Source organism: Actinomycetospora sp. NBRC 106375, assembly GCF_030269665.1.
In the GTDB taxonomy this organism is placed as follows: domain Bacteria; phylum Actinomycetota; class Actinomycetes; order Mycobacteriales; family Pseudonocardiaceae; genus Actinomycetospora.
Genome location: NZ_BSTS01000004.1, coordinates 79,466 through 94,837 on the forward strand (window position 1 = coordinate 79,466; position 15,372 = coordinate 94,837).

The 15,372-nt window shown below is 73.7% G+C and carries 20 protein-coding genes; 13 read left to right on the forward strand and 7 right to left on the reverse strand.

The genetic code is table 11. The features are described from left to right. Positions 1-75: 75 nt before the first annotated feature. Complete coding sequence (locus tag QSK03_RS08185; RefSeq protein ID WP_285650281.1) at positions 76-1,491, forward strand: selenium-binding protein SBP56-related protein; 1,416 nt, start codon at positions 76-78, stop codon at positions 1,489-1,491. A 169-nt stretch (positions 1,492-1,660) separates the two neighbouring features. Here QSK03_RS08185 and QSK03_RS08190 read toward each other — a convergent pair whose 3' ends face one another. Then, a complete protein-coding gene (locus tag QSK03_RS08190; protein WP_285650284.1) occupies positions 1,661-1,933 on the reverse strand; it encodes a hypothetical protein in 273 nt (90 codons plus the stop codon). A gap of 400 nt (positions 1,934-2,333) precedes the next feature. On the opposite strand from QSK03_RS08190, the gene QSK03_RS08195 reads away from it, so the two are divergent. From QSK03_RS08195 to QSK03_RS08210, 4 genes are read left to right on the forward strand one after another with little or no spacing between them, the layout of a single operon-like run. Further along, positions 2,334-3,257: a VOC family protein gene (locus QSK03_RS08195; protein WP_285650287.1), complete on the forward strand. Its 924-nt coding sequence runs from the start codon at positions 2,334-2,336 to the stop codon at positions 3,255-3,257. Beyond that, on the forward strand, positions 3,254-3,718 hold the full coding sequence (locus QSK03_RS08200; protein ID WP_285650289.1) for an SRPBCC family protein: 465 nt from the start codon (positions 3,254-3,256) through the stop codon (positions 3,716-3,718). The genes QSK03_RS08195 and QSK03_RS08200 overlap by 4 nt, the downstream gene beginning before the upstream one ends. An 18-nt stretch (positions 3,719-3,736) precedes the next feature. Next, positions 3,737-4,150 (forward strand): nuclear transport factor 2 family protein, encoded by a 414-nt coding sequence (locus tag QSK03_RS08205; protein WP_285650291.1) that lies wholly within the window; start codon positions 3,737-3,739, stop codon positions 4,148-4,150. A gap of 52 nt (positions 4,151-4,202) precedes the next feature. Continuing rightward, positions 4,203-4,940 (forward strand): GntR family transcriptional regulator, encoded by a 738-nt coding sequence (locus QSK03_RS08210; protein WP_285650293.1) that lies wholly within the window; start codon positions 4,203-4,205, stop codon positions 4,938-4,940. Between the two features lie 3 nt (positions 4,941-4,943). Here the strand turns inward: QSK03_RS08210 and QSK03_RS08215 are convergent, their stop codons facing one another. The 4 genes from QSK03_RS08215 to QSK03_RS08230 form a co-directional block, all read right to left on the reverse strand. Then, on the reverse strand, positions 4,944-5,834 hold the full coding sequence (locus QSK03_RS08215; protein ID WP_285650295.1) for a VOC family protein: 891 nt from the start codon (positions 5,832-5,834) through the stop codon (positions 4,944-4,946). Next, entirely contained in the window at positions 5,831-6,739 is a 909-nt protein-coding gene (locus QSK03_RS08220) for a fumarylacetoacetate hydrolase family protein (RefSeq protein ID WP_285650298.1), read from the reverse strand. The genes QSK03_RS08215 and QSK03_RS08220 overlap by 4 nt, the downstream gene beginning before the upstream one ends. 16 nt (positions 6,740-6,755) lie before the next feature. Next, entirely contained in the window at positions 6,756-7,856 is a 1,101-nt protein-coding gene (locus tag QSK03_RS08225) for a quinone oxidoreductase family protein (RefSeq protein WP_285650301.1), read from the reverse strand. Between the two features lie 85 nt (positions 7,857-7,941). Further along, positions 7,942-8,532 (reverse strand): dihydrofolate reductase family protein, encoded by a 591-nt coding sequence (locus QSK03_RS08230; protein WP_285650302.1) that lies wholly within the window; start codon positions 8,530-8,532, stop codon positions 7,942-7,944. Between the two features lie 149 nt (positions 8,533-8,681). Between QSK03_RS08230 and QSK03_RS08235 the strand changes: the two genes are divergently transcribed. Beyond that, the gene (locus QSK03_RS08235) at positions 8,682-9,893 is read left to right on the forward strand and encodes a pyridoxal phosphate-dependent aminotransferase (protein ID WP_285650304.1); all 1,212 of its coding nucleotides are present in this window, start codon (positions 8,682-8,684) and stop codon (positions 9,891-9,893) included. Positions 9,894-10,031: 138 nt separating this feature from the next. Beyond that, on the forward strand, positions 10,032-10,571 hold the full coding sequence (locus tag QSK03_RS08240) for a GNAT family N-acetyltransferase (protein WP_285650305.1): 540 nt from the start codon (positions 10,032-10,034) through the stop codon (positions 10,569-10,571). Between the two features lie 333 nt (positions 10,572-10,904). Here the strand turns inward: QSK03_RS08240 and QSK03_RS08245 are convergent, their stop codons facing one another. After that, the gene (locus QSK03_RS08245; RefSeq protein WP_285650308.1) at positions 10,905-11,678 is read right to left on the reverse strand and encodes an ABC transporter permease; all 774 of its coding nucleotides are present in this window, start codon (positions 11,676-11,678) and stop codon (positions 10,905-10,907) included. After that, positions 11,675-12,337 (reverse strand): ATP-binding cassette domain-containing protein, encoded by a 663-nt coding sequence (locus tag QSK03_RS08250; RefSeq protein ID WP_285650311.1) that lies wholly within the window; start codon positions 12,335-12,337, stop codon positions 11,675-11,677. The genes QSK03_RS08245 and QSK03_RS08250 overlap by 4 nt, the downstream gene beginning before the upstream one ends. A gap of 117 nt (positions 12,338-12,454) precedes the next feature. Between QSK03_RS08250 and QSK03_RS08255 the strand changes: the two genes are divergently transcribed. From QSK03_RS08255 to QSK03_RS08280, 6 genes are all read left to right on the forward strand, one after another. After that, the gene (locus QSK03_RS08255; protein ID WP_285650314.1) at positions 12,455-12,898 is read left to right on the forward strand and encodes a DUF6325 family protein; all 444 of its coding nucleotides are present in this window, start codon (positions 12,455-12,457) and stop codon (positions 12,896-12,898) included. Positions 12,899-12,910: 12 nt separating this feature from the next. Further along, positions 12,911-13,222, forward strand: a complete 312-nt coding sequence (locus QSK03_RS08260; RefSeq protein ID WP_285650317.1) for an SHOCT domain-containing protein — start codon at positions 12,911-12,913, stop codon at positions 13,220-13,222. 59 nt (positions 13,223-13,281) lie between these two features. Beyond that, positions 13,282-13,455, forward strand: coding sequence for a hypothetical protein (locus tag QSK03_RS08265; protein ID WP_285650320.1), 174 nt, complete (start codon positions 13,282-13,284; stop codon positions 13,453-13,455). A 19-nt stretch (positions 13,456-13,474) separates the two neighbouring features. Then, positions 13,475-14,125, forward strand: a complete 651-nt coding sequence (locus QSK03_RS08270) for a hypothetical protein (RefSeq protein ID WP_285650322.1) — start codon at positions 13,475-13,477, stop codon at positions 14,123-14,125. Positions 14,126-14,157: 32 nt separating this feature from the next. Beyond that, on the forward strand, positions 14,158-14,601 hold the full coding sequence (locus QSK03_RS08275) for a hypothetical protein (protein WP_285650324.1): 444 nt from the start codon (positions 14,158-14,160) through the stop codon (positions 14,599-14,601). Between the two features lie 105 nt (positions 14,602-14,706). Then, positions 14,707-15,369, forward strand: coding sequence for an HAD-IA family hydrolase (locus tag QSK03_RS08280; protein ID WP_285650327.1), 663 nt, complete (start codon positions 14,707-14,709; stop codon positions 15,367-15,369). Positions 15,370-15,372: the final 3 nt, after the last annotated feature.

Sequence of the window (15,372 nt, forward strand, 5' to 3'; positions counted from 1 at the left end):
GACGACGCCTGACGTCTGCTTCGCCCGGCTGTGAGGCTGGACTGTTCCACCGCCGACACCCCGGGGGACGTCCTGATGAGCTCGCCGACCACCGACCCGACCTTCTACCGCTCGCCCGCCGAGGCCGCGGCCGCGCCCCCGGAGGAGCTCGCGTACGTCGCCGCGTTCGACCGGGCCGGCGCGCAGCCCGACGCCATGGCCGTGGTCGACGTGAACGCGCGCTCCGAGCGCTACGGGAGCGTCGTCGGGTGGGCCGAGCTGCCGGCGGGTGCCGAGCTGCACCACTTCGGCTGGAACGCCTGCAGCAGCGCGCTGCAGCACGAGGGTCACGACATGAACGGGCTGTCACGGCGCTACCTGCTGGTCCCGGGCCTGCGGTCGTCGGACGTGCACGTCCTCGACACCCACCCCGACCCGCGCTCGCCCACCCTCGTGAAGACGATCAGCGCGGCCGAGCTTTCCTCGAAGGCCGGCTACTCGCGCCCGCACACCCTGCACTGCGGACCCGACGGCGTGTTCCTGACCTGCGTCGGCGGCCCGCTCGACGACCCCGACGGCCCCGGGGGGATCGCGCTGCTCGACCACGGCACGTTCGACGTCGTCGGCCCGTGGGAGACCGACCGCGGCCCCCAGCACCTCCACTACGACGCCTGGTGGCACCTCAACCAGAACGTGCTCGTCTCCAGCGAGTGGGGCAGCCCGTCGATGATCGAGAACGGGCTGGTCCCGGAGGCCCTCCTCGGCGGGCGGTACGGGCACTGCCTGCACTTCTGGGACCTCGCGAAGGGCGTCCACCAGCAGAGCGTCGACCTCGGCGCCGAGCAGCAGATGGTGCTCGAGATCCGCCCGTCGCACGACCCCGAGGCGACCTGGGGCTACGTCGGGGTGGTCATCTCGACGGCCGACCTCTCGGCGTCCGTGTGGCGGTGGCACCGCGCGGACCCCGCCGGTCCGTGGCAGGTCGACAAGGTCATCACGATCCCCGCCGAGCCCGCGGACGCCTCGCTGCTCCCGCCCGCCCTGCAGCCCTTCGGCGCGGTCCCGCCGCTGGTCACGGACATCGACCTCTCGGTCGACGACCGCTTCCTCTACGTCTCGTGCTGGGGCACCGGGGAGCTCAAGCAGTTCGACGTCAGCGACCCGGCGCACCCCCGCGAGGTCGGCTCGGTGCGCCTCGGCGGGATCGTCGCGCGCCGCCCGCACCCGGCCCGGCCGGACGAGCCCCTGGCCGGCGGCCCGCAGATGGTCGAGGTGAGCCGCGACGGCCGCCGCGTCTTCGTCACGAACTCGCTCTACGGCGCGTGGGACGACCAGTTCTACCCCGACGGCGTGGGCGCCTGGATGGCGAAGCTCGACGTCGGACCGGACGGCGGCCTCACCCCGGACCCCCGGTTCTTCCCGCACGGCGACGAGTTCCGTGGCCGTCGGGTGCACCAGGTGCGGCTCCAGGGCGGGGACGCCTCGTCGGACTCGTACTGCTACCGGTCCTGACCGTCAGCGCACGGTCGTCTCGGGCCGCGCGAGCCCGGTCGACATCGACAGCGTGCCATCGCGTGCATGCCGGCCCGGCGTGCTCGTCGACCCCGCGGATCGTGGGTTCCGGGGGTGTGCCCCGCACCAGTGCGCCGGATGCTTCGGTTCCCGAAGCATTCGCCGGAGGTCACGGGGTGAGCGAGCCGCCCGCCTGTCGGTAGAGCGTCCAGACCAGCCCGCCCGTCGTGTCGTAGTCGCCCATCGCGGGGCTCGACGTCGTGGGGACGGACGGCACGACGGTGGTGACCGTCGAGGTCGGCGCCAGGAGGACGCCGAGGAGCACCAGCGCCCCGCCGACGACGAGGTAGGTCACCGTCCTGAGCAGCGTGCGCGCTTCGGCGGTCGCGGGCCGCGCGACGGCGGCGGCAGGTGCCTGGTGGGGCTGGGCAAGCAGGGTCATCGTTCTCGTCTCCCCCGACGTGGTCCGGTGTCGACCGCTCATCGCCGGGAGATCCCTGTCGTTAGCGCTCGTCACCCGTCCGTGTCCAGCACTCCGGGCGACTGCTCCGGTCTCCGGTGCATCTCCGGCCCACGATCCCGGGGAACGGCGCGCTCCGGCGCGCCCGGCGAGATCAGCGGAAGCCCGCCGTCACCCCGCCGTCGATCGAGATGTTCTGGCCGGTGACCCACACCGACTCGTCGGAGCGTCGGTGCCCATCGCCGGAGTGTGCGCACTTTGACGCGGGACCGTCAATCATCCGGTACACGACGTCGCCGGTGAACGGGCCATTGACACCGGGCTGAACTGTATCCACTGTGGGTACGAACCGCAGGGACACCGACGACCCGGGAGCCGCGGCGTGATCGAGCTGACGGACATCGCCTACGTGCGCTCCGGCGCGCGCGACCTGGCCGGCGCGGTGCGCTTCGCCACCGACGTCGTCGGCCTGGAGCTGGTCGACGGCGGCGAGCCGGGGGTCGCCCACCTGCGCGCCGACGCGCGGCATCACTGCCTGGCCCTCGTCGAGGGCGCGTCCGGCGTCATCGCGTCGGCGTTCACCGTCGCCGACCCGGGGGCGCTCGCCCTCGCCGAGACGGAGCTGGAGACGCGGGGCTTCCGGGTGTGGCGCGGGTCCGCGGCCGACGCCCGCTCGCGTCGGGTGGGCGAGGTCGTCGGGTTCGACGACCCGTTCGGCAACCGCATCGAGCTGGTGTGCGGCCAGCAGGTCCTCGGGCGGCCCGTCACGTACGGGCGGGGCGCGGGGATCACCGAGTTCGGCCACCTCTGCCTCGACGCCCCCGACGTCGCCGAGGCCCACCGGTTCTGGTCGACGACGTTCAACGCCCGCGCCTCGGACTGGATCGGCGACGCGGCGTGCCTCATGCGCATCGACGAGGTCCACCACAAGCTCGCGGTCTTCCGGGGCGACGAGCCGGGCCTGTGCCACATGAACTTCCAGGTCGCCGAGATCGACGACGTCTTCCGCAACTGGCACTTCCTGCAGGCCCGCGACGTCGTCATCGAGATGGGCCCGGGCCGGCACCCGCAGTCCGGCGCGATCTTCCTGTACTTCCTCGGCCCCGAGGGCCTGACCTACGAGTACTCGTACGGCGTCCGGCGCATCACCGACGAGGCCGCGTGGCGGCCGCGCTTCTTCGACCCCGCCGAGCCCGGCTCGATCGACATGTGGCTCGGACCCACGCAGAAGCCGCTGACACAACCTCAGCGCCCCCAGACCCAGGCACCCCAGCCCCAGCTGCTCCCGGAGGGCATCCGCCCATGATCTTCGTGACGCACGCGCTGCCCGTGAACTCCCCGGGCGAGCCGCTGATCACCCGCGACGCCCTGTGGGGTGGGCTCGTACGCAAGGCCGAGAACGCGCTGCCGTTCGTCCCCGCGATCACCGACTGCACCGTGACCGAGCGGTACGGCGACACGGTCTTCGACCGCGACATCGTGCTCCAGGGCGAGCGGTTCACCGAACGGATCACCCTCGAGCACCCGCACCGGGTCGTGTTCACCCGCCTCGCCGGGCCGGTGCTCGGCACGATCGCCAACGAGATCGAGGGCGACACCCCGGACACACTCACCCTGCGCTTCAGCTTCGCGCTGGTCGTCGCCGGCGAGGCCGGCGGGTCGGCCGGCGAGCAGGCCCACGCCGACCGGATGACCGGCATGTACCGCGCCGCGGTCGCGGCCACGCTCGACGCCGTGCGCAAGATCGCCGCCGGCGCTTCCGTCTGACCGATCAGAGGAGCCCCTGTGTCCGACTGGATCACCGACTACTACGCCGACGTCGACGCCCTGCGTCTGGAGCCGTTCGTCGCCCGCCACGCCGAGGACGCGGAAGTGATCTTCGGGAACCAGCCGCCGACCCGGGGCCTCGCCGCCATCCACGACGCCTTCGAGGGCTTCTTCGGGATGATCGGCGGGATGCGCCACGAGGTGCACCACCGGTGGGACGAGAACGAGGGCAACACCGTCATCCTCGAGGTGACGACGCACTACACCACGAAGGGCGGCGCCCACGTGCCGCTGCCGTGCGTGTCCATCCTCGACCGCGACGCCGAGGGCAAGGTGACCTCGCTGCGCATCCACATCGACCTCGCGCCGCTGTTCGCGGCCATGGCGAGCGAGGCACCGGCCGCCTCCGCCGGGGAGCCCGTCACCACGTGACACGGGCCCTCGCCGAGTGCGCAGCGTGACCGGCGTGCATACACTTCCCGGCGTGTCGATCGGCGAGATCCTCGGTGGCCGCGAGGGGCTGCGCATCGCCGACCCCCGCCAGACCAGCGTCAGCGTCCACGCCTACCTGCGGGACCTGATCATCTCGGGCGACCTCCCGCCCGACACGCAGCTCAAGCAGGCCGAGCTCGCCCGCGTGCTGGCGGTCTCCCGCACGCCGCTGCGCGAGGCGTTCCGGATGCTCCAGGAGGAGGGGCTCATCTCGGCCGAGCCCAACCAGCGCAGCCGCGTGCTCGGGCTCGACGCCGAGGCCCTCGACTCGCTCTACGCCGCGCGCGTCACGCTCGAGTCGCTCGGGGCGCGGATCACCGCCGGCGGGCTGAGTCGCGACGAGATGCGCAGCGCGACCGCCGCGTTCCGCGAGATGGAGCGCACCTACCGGGCGGGCGACATGGCGAGCTGGACGGTCGCGCACCGCGGCTTCCACCGATTGATGGTGGGCCACTGCGGCGCGACGGTCCTGCGCACGATCAACTCCTACGCCGAGCAGAGCGAGCGCTACGTGCGCATCGACCAGGCGCAGCACCGCCACGACTTCGCCGCCCGCCAGCGCGAGCACCAGGCGATCTTCGACGCCGTGCGCGACGGCGACGCGCGGGCCGCCGTCACCGAGATGTCCGCCCACCTCGCGGGCACCGCCCGACGCGTGGTCGAGGGCCACGCCCCCGGCCACGGGACGCCGTGCGTCGACGCGGCCCTCGCCCTGCTCGACGGCGCGTAGCGATCAGTGGTCCAGTGACGGCGGGTCGATCGGGCCCCACTGGTTCACGGTCGCCATGTCGACCTCCCAGGTCCGCGGGCCCATCGGGAACTCCTCGTGCCACGGGCGCGGCTCCCAGAAGCCCTTCGCCTCGTCGTGCACGACGTCGATCTGCGTGAACAGCTCGATGACGTTGCCGTCCGGGTCGCGGTGGTAGGTGAACAGGTTGTGCCCCGGCCCGTGACGCCCCGGGCCCCAGTGCAGCCGGTAGTCGTGCTGGGCGAGGTGGTCGAGCATCGAGATCAGGTGGTTCGGGTCGCGCATCTCGTAGGCGATGTGGTGCATTCCCGAGTACTTCTGGCTGGCCATGAAGTTGGCGGCGTGGTGGTCGGCGTTGCAGCGCAGGAACACGAAGAAGTCGCCGACGGTGTCCGACCACTTGAAGCCGAGCAGGTCCTGGTAGAAGGACTGCATCGGGGCCAGCTCCGGGGTGTAGGCCGCGACGTGGCCCAGCTTGGTCGGGCGCAGCGGGGTGAACCCCGCGACGCCGCTGGGGTCCTGGGCCGTGATCAGGTGCAGCGGCACGCCGGTGCCCGGCTCCTCGAGCACGAGCACGTCCGGCGTGCCCGGCCCGATGTCGCTGCGCCGCTGCGTGACGTACCCGGACTCCTTGAGGAGCTCCGCCGCGGTGTCCAGGTCGTCGGAGATCTCGTACCCCACGACCTGCCGGGCCCGCGTCCCGCCCTTCGTCACGACGACGCAGTGGTGGTCGACCCCGGTGGTGAGGAACGCGCCGCGGTCGTCGCCCTCGACGAGCACGAAGTCCAGCACCCGGGTGTAGTACTCCACGAGGCGCTCGACGTCGGGGGTCTCGAAGCCGACGTAGCCGAGCTTCGAGACGTTCACCGCACTCATGACCGGTCCTCTCGTTCGGTGACGGGGTTGCGCAGGGCGCCGACCCCCTCGATCTCGGCGACGACCTCGTCGCCCGGGGCCAGGAAGTCGCCGCGCGGGAAGCCGACCCCCGCGGGCGTGCCGGTGGCGATGACGTCACCGGGTTCGAGAGTGACCGCGCGGCTCGCCCCGGCGATCAGCTCGGCGATCGGGGTGACCATGTCCGCTGCGGTCGAGTCCTGCTTGACGACGCCGTTGACGGTCAGCCGCAGGGCCACCGCCTGCGGGTCGTCGACCAGCCACGAGGGCACGATCCCCGGGCCCAGCGGGCAGAAGGTGTCGCCCGCCTTGGCGCCCACCCAGTCGTGCCCGAACGGCGGCGCGACCGGGTCGGCGCGGTCGAGCAGGTCGCGGGCGGACACGTCGTTGACCACGGTCCACCCGGCGACGACGTCGAGCGCGCGCTCGACCGGGACGTCGACGCACCGGCGCCCGATCACCGCGCCCAGCTCGACCTCCCAGTCGATCTTCCGGCCGGCCCGCCGGGGCAGCACGATCGCCTCGTCCGGCCCGATCACCGAGGTCGTCGGCGGCTTGAAGAAGAAGTACGGCGCCACCGGCCCGGACGGCCGCGGGACCCCCATCTCCGCGAGGTGCGCGTAGTAGTTCGCGCCCGCGCAGAGCACCTTCGGCGGGTACCGCAACGGGGCCAGCACGACGGCCCCCTCGACGGGCGCCAGCCCGCCGGGGTCGAGTCCGCGCAGCAGCGGCGCGAGCGTCCCCCACTCCCCCAGCACCTCGAGCATCGAGCGCCCGGCCAGCTCGTCGGGTGCTCGCCGGACCACGCCGCCGGCGAGTACCCCGACCTCCGCCTTCGCCACGTCACCCTGGTGATGGGTGACCAGCGCCCACTCCGCCTCGCGCACGCGTCCCCGTCCCGTCTCAGTCGGTGGGGAGGGTGAGCACGACCCGCCCCATGTTCTCGTCGGCCTCGAGGAACCGGTGGGCCGCGGCCGCCTCGGCCAGCGGGAAGGACCGGTCGACCACCGGCCGGAACCCCCGCCCGACCTCCTCCCACAGCGCGCGGGCGCTGGCCGCATTGCCCGTGCGGACGCCCAGGACGCGCTGGTTGAGTGTGTACAGCCGTGCGAGGTCCAGCGGCACCCGTCCGCCCAGGAAGGCACCCGAGGAGACGAGCGCGCCGCACGGCGCGAGGACGTCGGTGGTGCGGGCGAAGATGTCCGGCTCGCCGAGGTCGTCGACGGCCACCGCGATCCCCGCACCGCCGGTCAGCGTGCGCACCTCGTCGACGAAGCCCGGGTCGGTCGGGTCCAGGACCGCGTCGAGGCCCCGTTCGGTCAGGCGCTCGCGCTTCCAGGCCGCACGGGACGTGCCGATGACGCGGGCGCCGAGGTGGCGCGCGAGCTCCGCGGTCGTGGCGCCGAGCGCCGAGGCCGCGCCCTGCACCAGCACCCAGTCGCCCGGGCGCAGGCCGGCCTGGCGCAGCTGGTTCATCGCGACCGGTCCCGCGAGGGCCACGCCGGCGGCGGTCGCGGGGTCGAGGTCGCTGCCCGCCGGGATCGGCCAGACCGCGGCCGTGGGCACGACGGTGTACTCGGCGTAGGCGCCGTGGGCGTGCACGCCGGCGATCCGCAGCCGCGCGCAGGCCTCCGACCGACCGACGCCGCAGTGCTCGCACTCCCCGCAGCCGAGCACGGGCCAGACCGCGACGTGCTGGCCGACCTCGATCGCGCTCACGCCCTCGCCGACGGCCGCCACGGTCCCGGCGTGCTCGACGCCGGGGACGTGGGGCAGCGCGGGCTTGACCGGGTGGCGCCCGGCGCGCAGCGCGACGTCGAGGAAGCGCCCGACGCACACCGCGGCGACCCGCACGAGCACCTCACCCGCGCCCGGAACCGGAGTGTCGACGGGCGCCGGGTGCAGCACCTCGGGCGGACCGAACTCGTCGAACACGACCGCGGTCATCGTCCGGGGTGGCGCCGCCGGCACGTCCGGCCACGCGAGAGGGGTGAGGGTCCGCATCGGCGCGCTCCTTCGCAGGTGCCCGGATCAGCGTGAGCACTGGCCCGCATAGTGCACACACTTTGGGGCGCGACGCAATGCGCGCTCAGCGCCGGACGCGGTACCGGAAGTGCGTGACGCGCCGGCCGGGCACGACGAGGTACGGGTCCTCCAGCACGGTCTCCGCGGCGTCCTCGCCGAAGAAGCGCTTGCCGCGCCCGAGCACCACCGGGGCGAGATCGATCTCGACCTCGTCGATCAAACCGGCGGCCAGGGCCTGCCCCCCGATGTCGCCCGCGGTCACGGTGACGTCGCCGTCCCCGGCGAGGTCCTGCGCCGCCGCGACCGCCCGCTCGATGCCCTCGGTGACGAACGTGAAGGGCGCGGTGCCGTAGTGCGCCCAGTCGGTGGGCACGGTGTGGGTCAGGACGACGACGTGGTCCCCGGCCGGCGGGCGGCCCTCCCAGCCGTTCGTGTGGTCGAAGAGGTGGCGCCCGATGACGCCGGACCGGACGCGCCCCCAGTGCTCGCGCATCCAGTCCGCGCTCTCCTTCCCCGTGCGGAAGGGGCGCTGCTCGTCGCCCGCGTGCACGTCGACCTCGCCGGCCGAGAACCAGTCGAAGATCGGTCCCACCGAGTCGTCGGGGCGGGCGATGAAGCCGTCGAGCGACATCGTCGCCACCAGGATCACTGTCATGAAGTGGACGGTATCGCTCTAGGACTCAATATTCAACCGGATAGTTGAACAACCGGAGGGACCGGTCACACGTCCTCGTTTGGTAGACCGGGACACGGCACGGTGTCGTGTCAGGGCTCAGGGACGAGCGTGTGTGAGAGGTAGTGCCAGTGGAGTTCCGGCAGTCGAACAAGCTCCGCGACGTCTGTTACGAGATCCGCGGTCCGGTGGTCGAGCAGGCGAACCTGTTGGAGGAGGCAGGACACAGCGTCCTGCGGCTCAACACCGGCAACCCCGCGCTCTTCGACTTCGAGGCGCCCGAGGAGATCGTCCAGGACATGATCCGGATGCTTCCCCAGGCGCACGGCTACACCGACTCGCGGGGCGTGCTGCCCGCGCGCCGAGCCGTCGCGCAGCGCTACCAGGCGCGGGGGCTCGAGGTCGACGTCGACGACGTCTTCCTCGGCAACGGGGTCTCCGAGCTGATCTCGATGGCCGTGCAGGCGCTGGTCGAGGACGGCGACGAGGTCCTCGTCCCGGCGCCGGACTACCCGCTCTGGACCGCCGTCGCGACGCTCGCCGGCGGGCGCGCCGTGCACTACCGCTGCGACGAGTCGGCCGACTGGTTCCCCGACCTCGACGACGTCGCCGCGAAGATCACCGACCGCACCAAGGCGCTCGTCATCATCAACCCCAACAACCCGACCGGGGCGGTGTACTCGGAGGAGGTCCTCACCGGCCTGCTCGACCTCGCCCGCCGCCACGGGCTGATGGTGATGGCCGACGAGATCTACGACCAGGTCCTCTACGACGACGCCGTGCACCACGACATCGCGTCGCTGGCGCCGGACCTCGTCGTCCTGACCTTCTCGGGGCTCTCGAAGACCCACCGCGTCGCCGGCTTCCGCTCCGGCTGGCTCGTGGTCACCGGCCCGCGCCAGCACGCGCGCGACTACCTCGAGGGCCTCGCGATGCTGGCCTCGATGCGCCTGTGCGCGAACACCCCGGCGCAGTACGCGATCCAGGCCGCGCTCGGCGGGCGCCAGACGATCGGCGACCTCACCGCCCCCGGCGGGCGGCTCTACGAGCAGCGCGACCGCGCCTGGAAGGGGCTCAACGCGATTCCCGGCGTGTCGTGCGTGAAGCCGCGCGGCGCGCTCTACGCCTTCCCGCGCCTCGACCCGGACGTCTACCCGATCAAGGACGACGAGCAGTTCGTGCTCGACCTCCTGCGCGAGGAGAAGATCCAGGTCGTGCAGGGCACCGGCTTCAACTGGCCGACCCCCGACCACTTCCGCATCCTCACCCTCCCCCACGCCGACACCCTCGACGACGCCATCACCCGCATCGGCACCTTCCTCGAGACCTACCGCCAGGGCTGAGGCTCGCCGGGTGTTCGAGCAATGCGGCTTTCCTGGCGTCTGAGGCCAGGATCGCCACATGCTCGCCAGGACGACACGCCGCGGGGTGTCAGCGTGGCGGCCACGCCGGCGTCAGACATCAGGAAAGCAACCACGATCATGGGCGACGAGCTGCCGACCCTCCTCGGGCTGCGGACGCGGCTGCGACCGTGGCGCGCCGAGGACGCGCCGGCGATCGAGGCGGCATGCCAGGACCCCGAGATCCAGCGCTGGACGACGGTCCCGTCGCCCTACGGGCCCGCCGACGCCGAGGAGTTCCTCGCCCACCGCGTCCCGGACGCCCGGGCCCGGGGCGGGGCGGCGTTCGCCGTCGACGACCTCACCACCGGCGAGCTCGCGGGCAGCACGACCCTGCTGCACGTCGAGCGCGGCGTCGGCGAGGTCGGCTACTGGGTCGCCCCGTGGGCCCGGCGGCGCGGCCTCGGCGCCGACGCGCTCGACACCCTCGCGAGCTGGGCGTTCTCCCAGCAGCTCGCCCACCGCCTCGAGCTCCAGATCGAGCCCGACAACGTCGGCAGCCGCGCCCTCGCCGTGCGCGCCGACTTCCTCCCGGAGGGTCTCCTGCGCGGTCGCCTGCTGATCGACGGCGAGCCTCGCGACGCGATGATGCACGCGCGCCTCGCGCCGCCGGGGGTCTGATCGTCCCCGGAAGTCGTGTGGAGGGACCGAGCCCGGACCGGGTGGTCGCGACCGTCACCGGCGGGTCGCCGGGAGCGCGCGCATGGAGATCACGAGCGCGCTGTGCACCTCCGCGCTTCGACGCGGGTGCACAGCGCTCCCGTGATCACGCGACAGGCGCCCCGCGCGCCGCTCCACGCACAGCGCTCCCGTGATCACGCGACGGATGACCGCGCGTCGCTCGAGGTGCCGTTACTGGCTGGTATCCCTCGCCTGGCGAGGGATACCAGCCAGTAACCGCGGGGACAGGGGTCTGCGCGCAGTCGCCCGCCGCTCAGGCCCGCTGAACCCCGCTCAACCCCCCGACCGCGTCGGTACGACCAGCCGGTGGTCCGGGGTGAAGAGCCGCCGCACGACGCCGAGGGAGACGACGGTCGTCGTGGTCGCGGCCGCCGCCAGGACGAGGAACATCACGACCGCCTGGACCAGGACCGCCGAGACGGGGTCGACGCCGGCGAGGATCAGCCCGGTCATGGCGCCGGGGAGGAACACGAGCCCCGTGGCCTTCGTCGTCTCGATCTGCGGGGTCAGCGCCGAGCGCAGGGCCGCCCGCAGGTACGGCCGCGAGGCCTCCGACGACGGCTGGCCCAGCGCGAGCCGCGCCTCGACCTCGTCGCGCTTGTCCTGCAGCTCCCCGACGAGGCGCCGCCCCACGAGGACGGTCGCGGTCATCGCGTTCCCGATGATCAGCCCCGCGATCGGGACGAGCGTGCGCGCCGAGAGCTCGAGCACCCCGAGTCCGAAGATCACCGCCATCGTGACCGCGCTCGCGGCGAGGAAGGAGACCGCCGCGACGGGCAGCAGACGGGGCACCTCGGGGGCGCGCTGCCGGGCCGTCCAGCCCGCGTAGGCGATCATCGCCGCCACCCACAGCCACGACCACCACAGCGACCGGCCCGGCGCCAGGAGCAGCACGAGGACCCCGCCGACGAGCAGGAGCTGGACGAGCGCGCGCAGCGCGGCCCAGAGGATCGAGAGCTCGAGACCCAGCCGCCAGGCCAGGGAGACGCCCGCCGCAACGCCGACGAGCAGCAGGGAGACGGCGAGGCCGGGCAGGCTGACGGTCACCGCCGATCACCACCCGGGACCGTCCCCGGCGTCACGGCTCCGCCGGAGACGTCCAGCACGCGGTCGGCGACGCGGCCCACCTGCGCCTCGTCGTGCCCCACCCACACCACGGTGATGCCATCGCGGGCGAGGTCGGTGACCGAGCGCTCGAACACCCGCCGCGGCTCCTCGTCGAGCGCCGAGGTCGGCTCGTCGAGCAGCAGCGCCTCGGGTTCGACGATCAAGGTGCGCGCCAGGCACATCCGCTGCAGCTCGCCGCCGGAGAGCGTCTCGGCGTCGCGGTCGAGCAGGTCGGCGTCGAGGGACACGCGCGCGAGCACCGCCCGGACGGCGTCGTCCCCGGCGTCCGGGGCGGCCACCGCGAGGTTGTCGCGCACGGTGCCGGCGAACGGCGTCGCGCGCTGGAAGACCATGCCGACGCGGCGACGCAGGCGCAGCGGGTCGAGGTCGTCGAGCGGGGTCCCGCCGTAGGAGACGGTGCCCTCGTCGGGGACGTCCAGGCGGTTGAGCAGGCGCAGCAGGGTCGTCTTGCCGGCCCCGGACGGCCCCCACAGCGCCGTGACGCCGTCGGGCGGGATCTCGACGTCCACGCCGTCGAGCACCGCGCGCCCGCCGCGGCGGACGACGACCCCGCGCAGGGTGAAGCTCCGGTCGGTCACGACGGGTCGGGTGCCCAGGCGGCCCACCGCTCACCCTCGCCGGGCGAGGCCGCCGGGGTGCTTCCGAGGAAACGATGCCCAGCGCGCCACCCCACGACGGCGCGGAAGGCGGCCGACATGAGCGAGCCAGGACCCGACACGGGGCCGATCGACTACCTGATCATCGAGTTCCCGCCCGGCACGGCGACGGGCGAGGGGATGCCCCTGCTGATCGACCTGGTGGACCGCGGCCTGATCCGCATCCTCGACCTGGTCTTCGTCGGCAAGGGCGAGGACGGCTCGGTGTCGGGCCTCGAGCTGGCCGACCTCGACGGCGACGGCGCCCTCGACCTCACCGTCTTCCACGGCGCCTCCTCGGGCCTCCTGGGCGACGAGGACGTCGCCGAGGCCGGCACCGTGATCGAGCCGGGCACGACCGCCGCGGTCCTGGTCTACGAGAACGTGTGGGCCGCTCCCCTCGCCGGCGCCCTGCGCCGCAGCGGCGCGCAGCTCGTCGCGGGCGGGCGCATCCCCGTCGACGACGTGGTGGCCTCGCTCGAGAACACGGTCCAGCACACCTGACGGAGGAGTGACATGCCCGGACTGCTGCGAGGCCTCGCCCGCACCGCCCTCGTGGCTGGCACGGCGACCGCCGTGTCGAACCGCGTCTCCCGCCGGCAGGCGGGCCGCTGGGCGGCGGAGGAGGCGCAGTACGCCCCGCCACCGCAGTACGCGCCACCCCCGGAACCCCAGTACGCACCGCCGCCCCAGTACGCGGCCCCACCCCAGGCCCCGCCGCCGGACGACATGATCGACCAGCTCCGGCAGCTCGGCGAGCTCAAGAGCCAGGGCGTCCTGACCCAGGAGGAGTTCGACGAGCAGAAGCGGCGCATCCTCGGCAGCTGACCGCCCCTTCCCGAGGTATCAGGTACGGTCGGTACCTAGTACATCGGAGGAGGTACCCCATGCTCGGCGACATCGCCGGCACCGCGCCCCTGCGCGAGGCCCTGGAGACCACCAACACCCTGCTCGAGCAGGTGCTCGACGAACTGCGGCGTGTGAACGCCGACGGCCTCGTGACGGTCGCGCAAGAGCTGCGCACGATCCAGCAGGCCCTGCCCGCTCCCGAGACGGCCTGACGGGCCCCACCATGGGCCGGTGCCCGCCACGGAGACCGCGCCGCAGCCCGGCGCCGTCGCGCCGGAGCTGCTCGCCGAGTACGGCGACCTCGGCCTCTGGTGGGTGTGCGTCGACGTCGCCCGGCGGTCCGCGGACGCCGGCCGTGACCGGCTGCGACGGCTCTCGGACGACTACCGGCCCCGCGAGGCCCTGACCCCGGGCGGGCGCCCCGCCACGCACGACGCGGCCCGGGCGTTCGCCCGCCAGGTCGGGCTCGACCCGGACGCCACGCTGCTGCGGCCCGACGCCGCGGCACGGGCGGCCGCCATGGCCGGGCGCCTCGTCCCGGCCGGGGCCGTGGCGGACGCGCTGCTCGCCGTGGCCGTGACGAGCGGTGTGACCGTGACCGCGGTGGACGCGGCCCGCGTCGACGGGCCGCCCGTGCTGCGGACCGCCGCGGACGGCGAGCTCCTCGGCCGCGGGCGGCGGGCGCGCGCCGTGAGCCCGGGCACCGTCGTCGTCGCCGATCACCAGCGCGTCCTCGCGCCCCTGTTCGCCGACCCGCCCCGCGCTCTCGACCCGCACCGCGCCCGGCGCGTGCTGGTCTGGGCCGTCGAGGTCCCCGGCGCGCCGCCGCTCGAGACCGAGGAGGCGGTGTGGCACGCGGGGCGGTTCCTCTCGGGCCGGTGAGCTTCTACCGTCGCGGGTCGGGAGGTGCCGCCATGACGATCGCCCACGAACGCCCCGTCACCTCGCCGCGCCCGGTCGCGGCGCCCGACGAGCACGCCGCGCGCGCCCAGCTGCGCGCCCAGATCGCCCGTCTCGAGCACCGCCTGGCCGCCGCCGGGCCCTCGTCGGGCGGGCCGGCGCCCGTGCCCGGGCCCCGCGTCCTCGACCTCGGCGAGCTCGAGCGCGTCCGCGATGACCTCGTCGAGCGCGTCGGCGTCGTCGAGCGGGCCGCCGCCGACCGCACCCGGGCGATCGCCGCCGCGCACGCTCGCCTCGCCGGGATGCTGGCCGACCCGGCCGCCCACCGCGGGGCGGTCGTCACCTCCGCGGATCTCGGCGAGCCGGGCTGCGTCCGATGGGCCGTCCGCCCGGTGCTCGGTCCCGTCGGGCGGCTCGCGGGCTGGTGGCGGGTGCGGATGTCGTCCGGGTGCCCTTGACCGTTCCACGTCACAGCCGAGCAGGAGAGCGTTTCGGGCGTCCGCCCGCGGGGACCCGCTTCCCGGCGCGGCACCTCGCGCCCCGAGACGAAGGGACTCTCCCTGGTGACCGCACTCCTGTTCGGCTCGATCAGCAGCGTCGCTGACACGTCCGAGATCCAGCGCGAGGCCTTCAACACCGCCTTCGCCGAGCACGGGCTGGACTGGCACTGGGACCGCGACGACTACCGGTCCCGCCTGGACAGCGCAGGCGGCGAGGCGCGCATCGCCGAGGAGGCCCGCCGCCGCGGCGAGGACGTCGACGCCGCCGCGGTGCACGCCACGAAGTCGCAGCGCTTCCGCGAGAAGCTGCGCTCGGGCGGGGTGGCGCCCCGTCCCGGCTTCCTGGACACCCTGCAGACCGCCAAGACGAACGGCTGGAAGATGGGCTTCGTGACCACGACGTCGCGCGACAACGTGCTCGCGGTGATCGACGCCCTCGGTCCGGCCGTCAGCGCCGACGACTTCGACGTCGTCGTGGCCGTCGACCAGGTCGAGACGCCCAAGCCCGACCCCGCCGCCTACACCTTCGCCCTGCAGGCCCTCGGCGAGGATCCCGCGAAGGCCGTCGCCGTCGAGGACAACCGCGACGGGGTCCGCGCAGCCGCCGCCGCGGGCGTCACCGTCCTGGCCTTCCCGAACGAGAACACCACCGGCTCCGAGTTTCCCGGCGCCGCCCGCCGCGTCGACGAGCTGACCGCCGACGAGGTCTCCGCCCTGGCCGCCTGACCA

Coding starts and splice junctions, on each gene's coding strand:
- QSK03_RS08185 (WP_285650281.1), top strand. CDS start 76: ATGAGCTCGCCGACCACCGACCCGACCTTCTACCGCTCGCCCGCCGAG.
- QSK03_RS08190 (WP_285650284.1), bottom strand. CDS start 1,933: ATGACCCTGCTTGCCCAGCCCCACCAGGCACCTGCCGCCGCCGTCGCG.
- QSK03_RS08200 (WP_285650289.1), top strand. CDS start 3,254: ATGATCTTCGTGACGCACGCGCTGCCCGTGAACTCCCCGGGCGAGCCG.
- QSK03_RS08215 (WP_285650295.1), bottom strand. CDS start 5,834: ATGAGTGCGGTGAACGTCTCGAAGCTCGGCTACGTCGGCTTCGAGACC.
- QSK03_RS08225 (WP_285650301.1), bottom strand. CDS start 7,856: ATGCGGACCCTCACCCCTCTCGCGTGGCCGGACGTGCCGGCGGCGCCA.
- QSK03_RS08230 (WP_285650302.1), bottom strand. CDS start 8,532: ATGACAGTGATCCTGGTGGCGACGATGTCGCTCGACGGCTTCATCGCC.
- QSK03_RS08240 (WP_285650305.1), top strand. CDS start 10,032: ATGGGCGACGAGCTGCCGACCCTCCTCGGGCTGCGGACGCGGCTGCGA.
- QSK03_RS08255 (WP_285650314.1), top strand. CDS start 12,455: ATGAGCGAGCCAGGACCCGACACGGGGCCGATCGACTACCTGATCATC.
- QSK03_RS08260 (WP_285650317.1), top strand. CDS start 12,911: ATGCCCGGACTGCTGCGAGGCCTCGCCCGCACCGCCCTCGTGGCTGGC.
- QSK03_RS08265 (WP_285650320.1), top strand. CDS start 13,282: ATGCTCGGCGACATCGCCGGCACCGCGCCCCTGCGCGAGGCCCTGGAG.
- QSK03_RS08275 (WP_285650324.1), top strand. CDS start 14,158: ATGACGATCGCCCACGAACGCCCCGTCACCTCGCCGCGCCCGGTCGCG.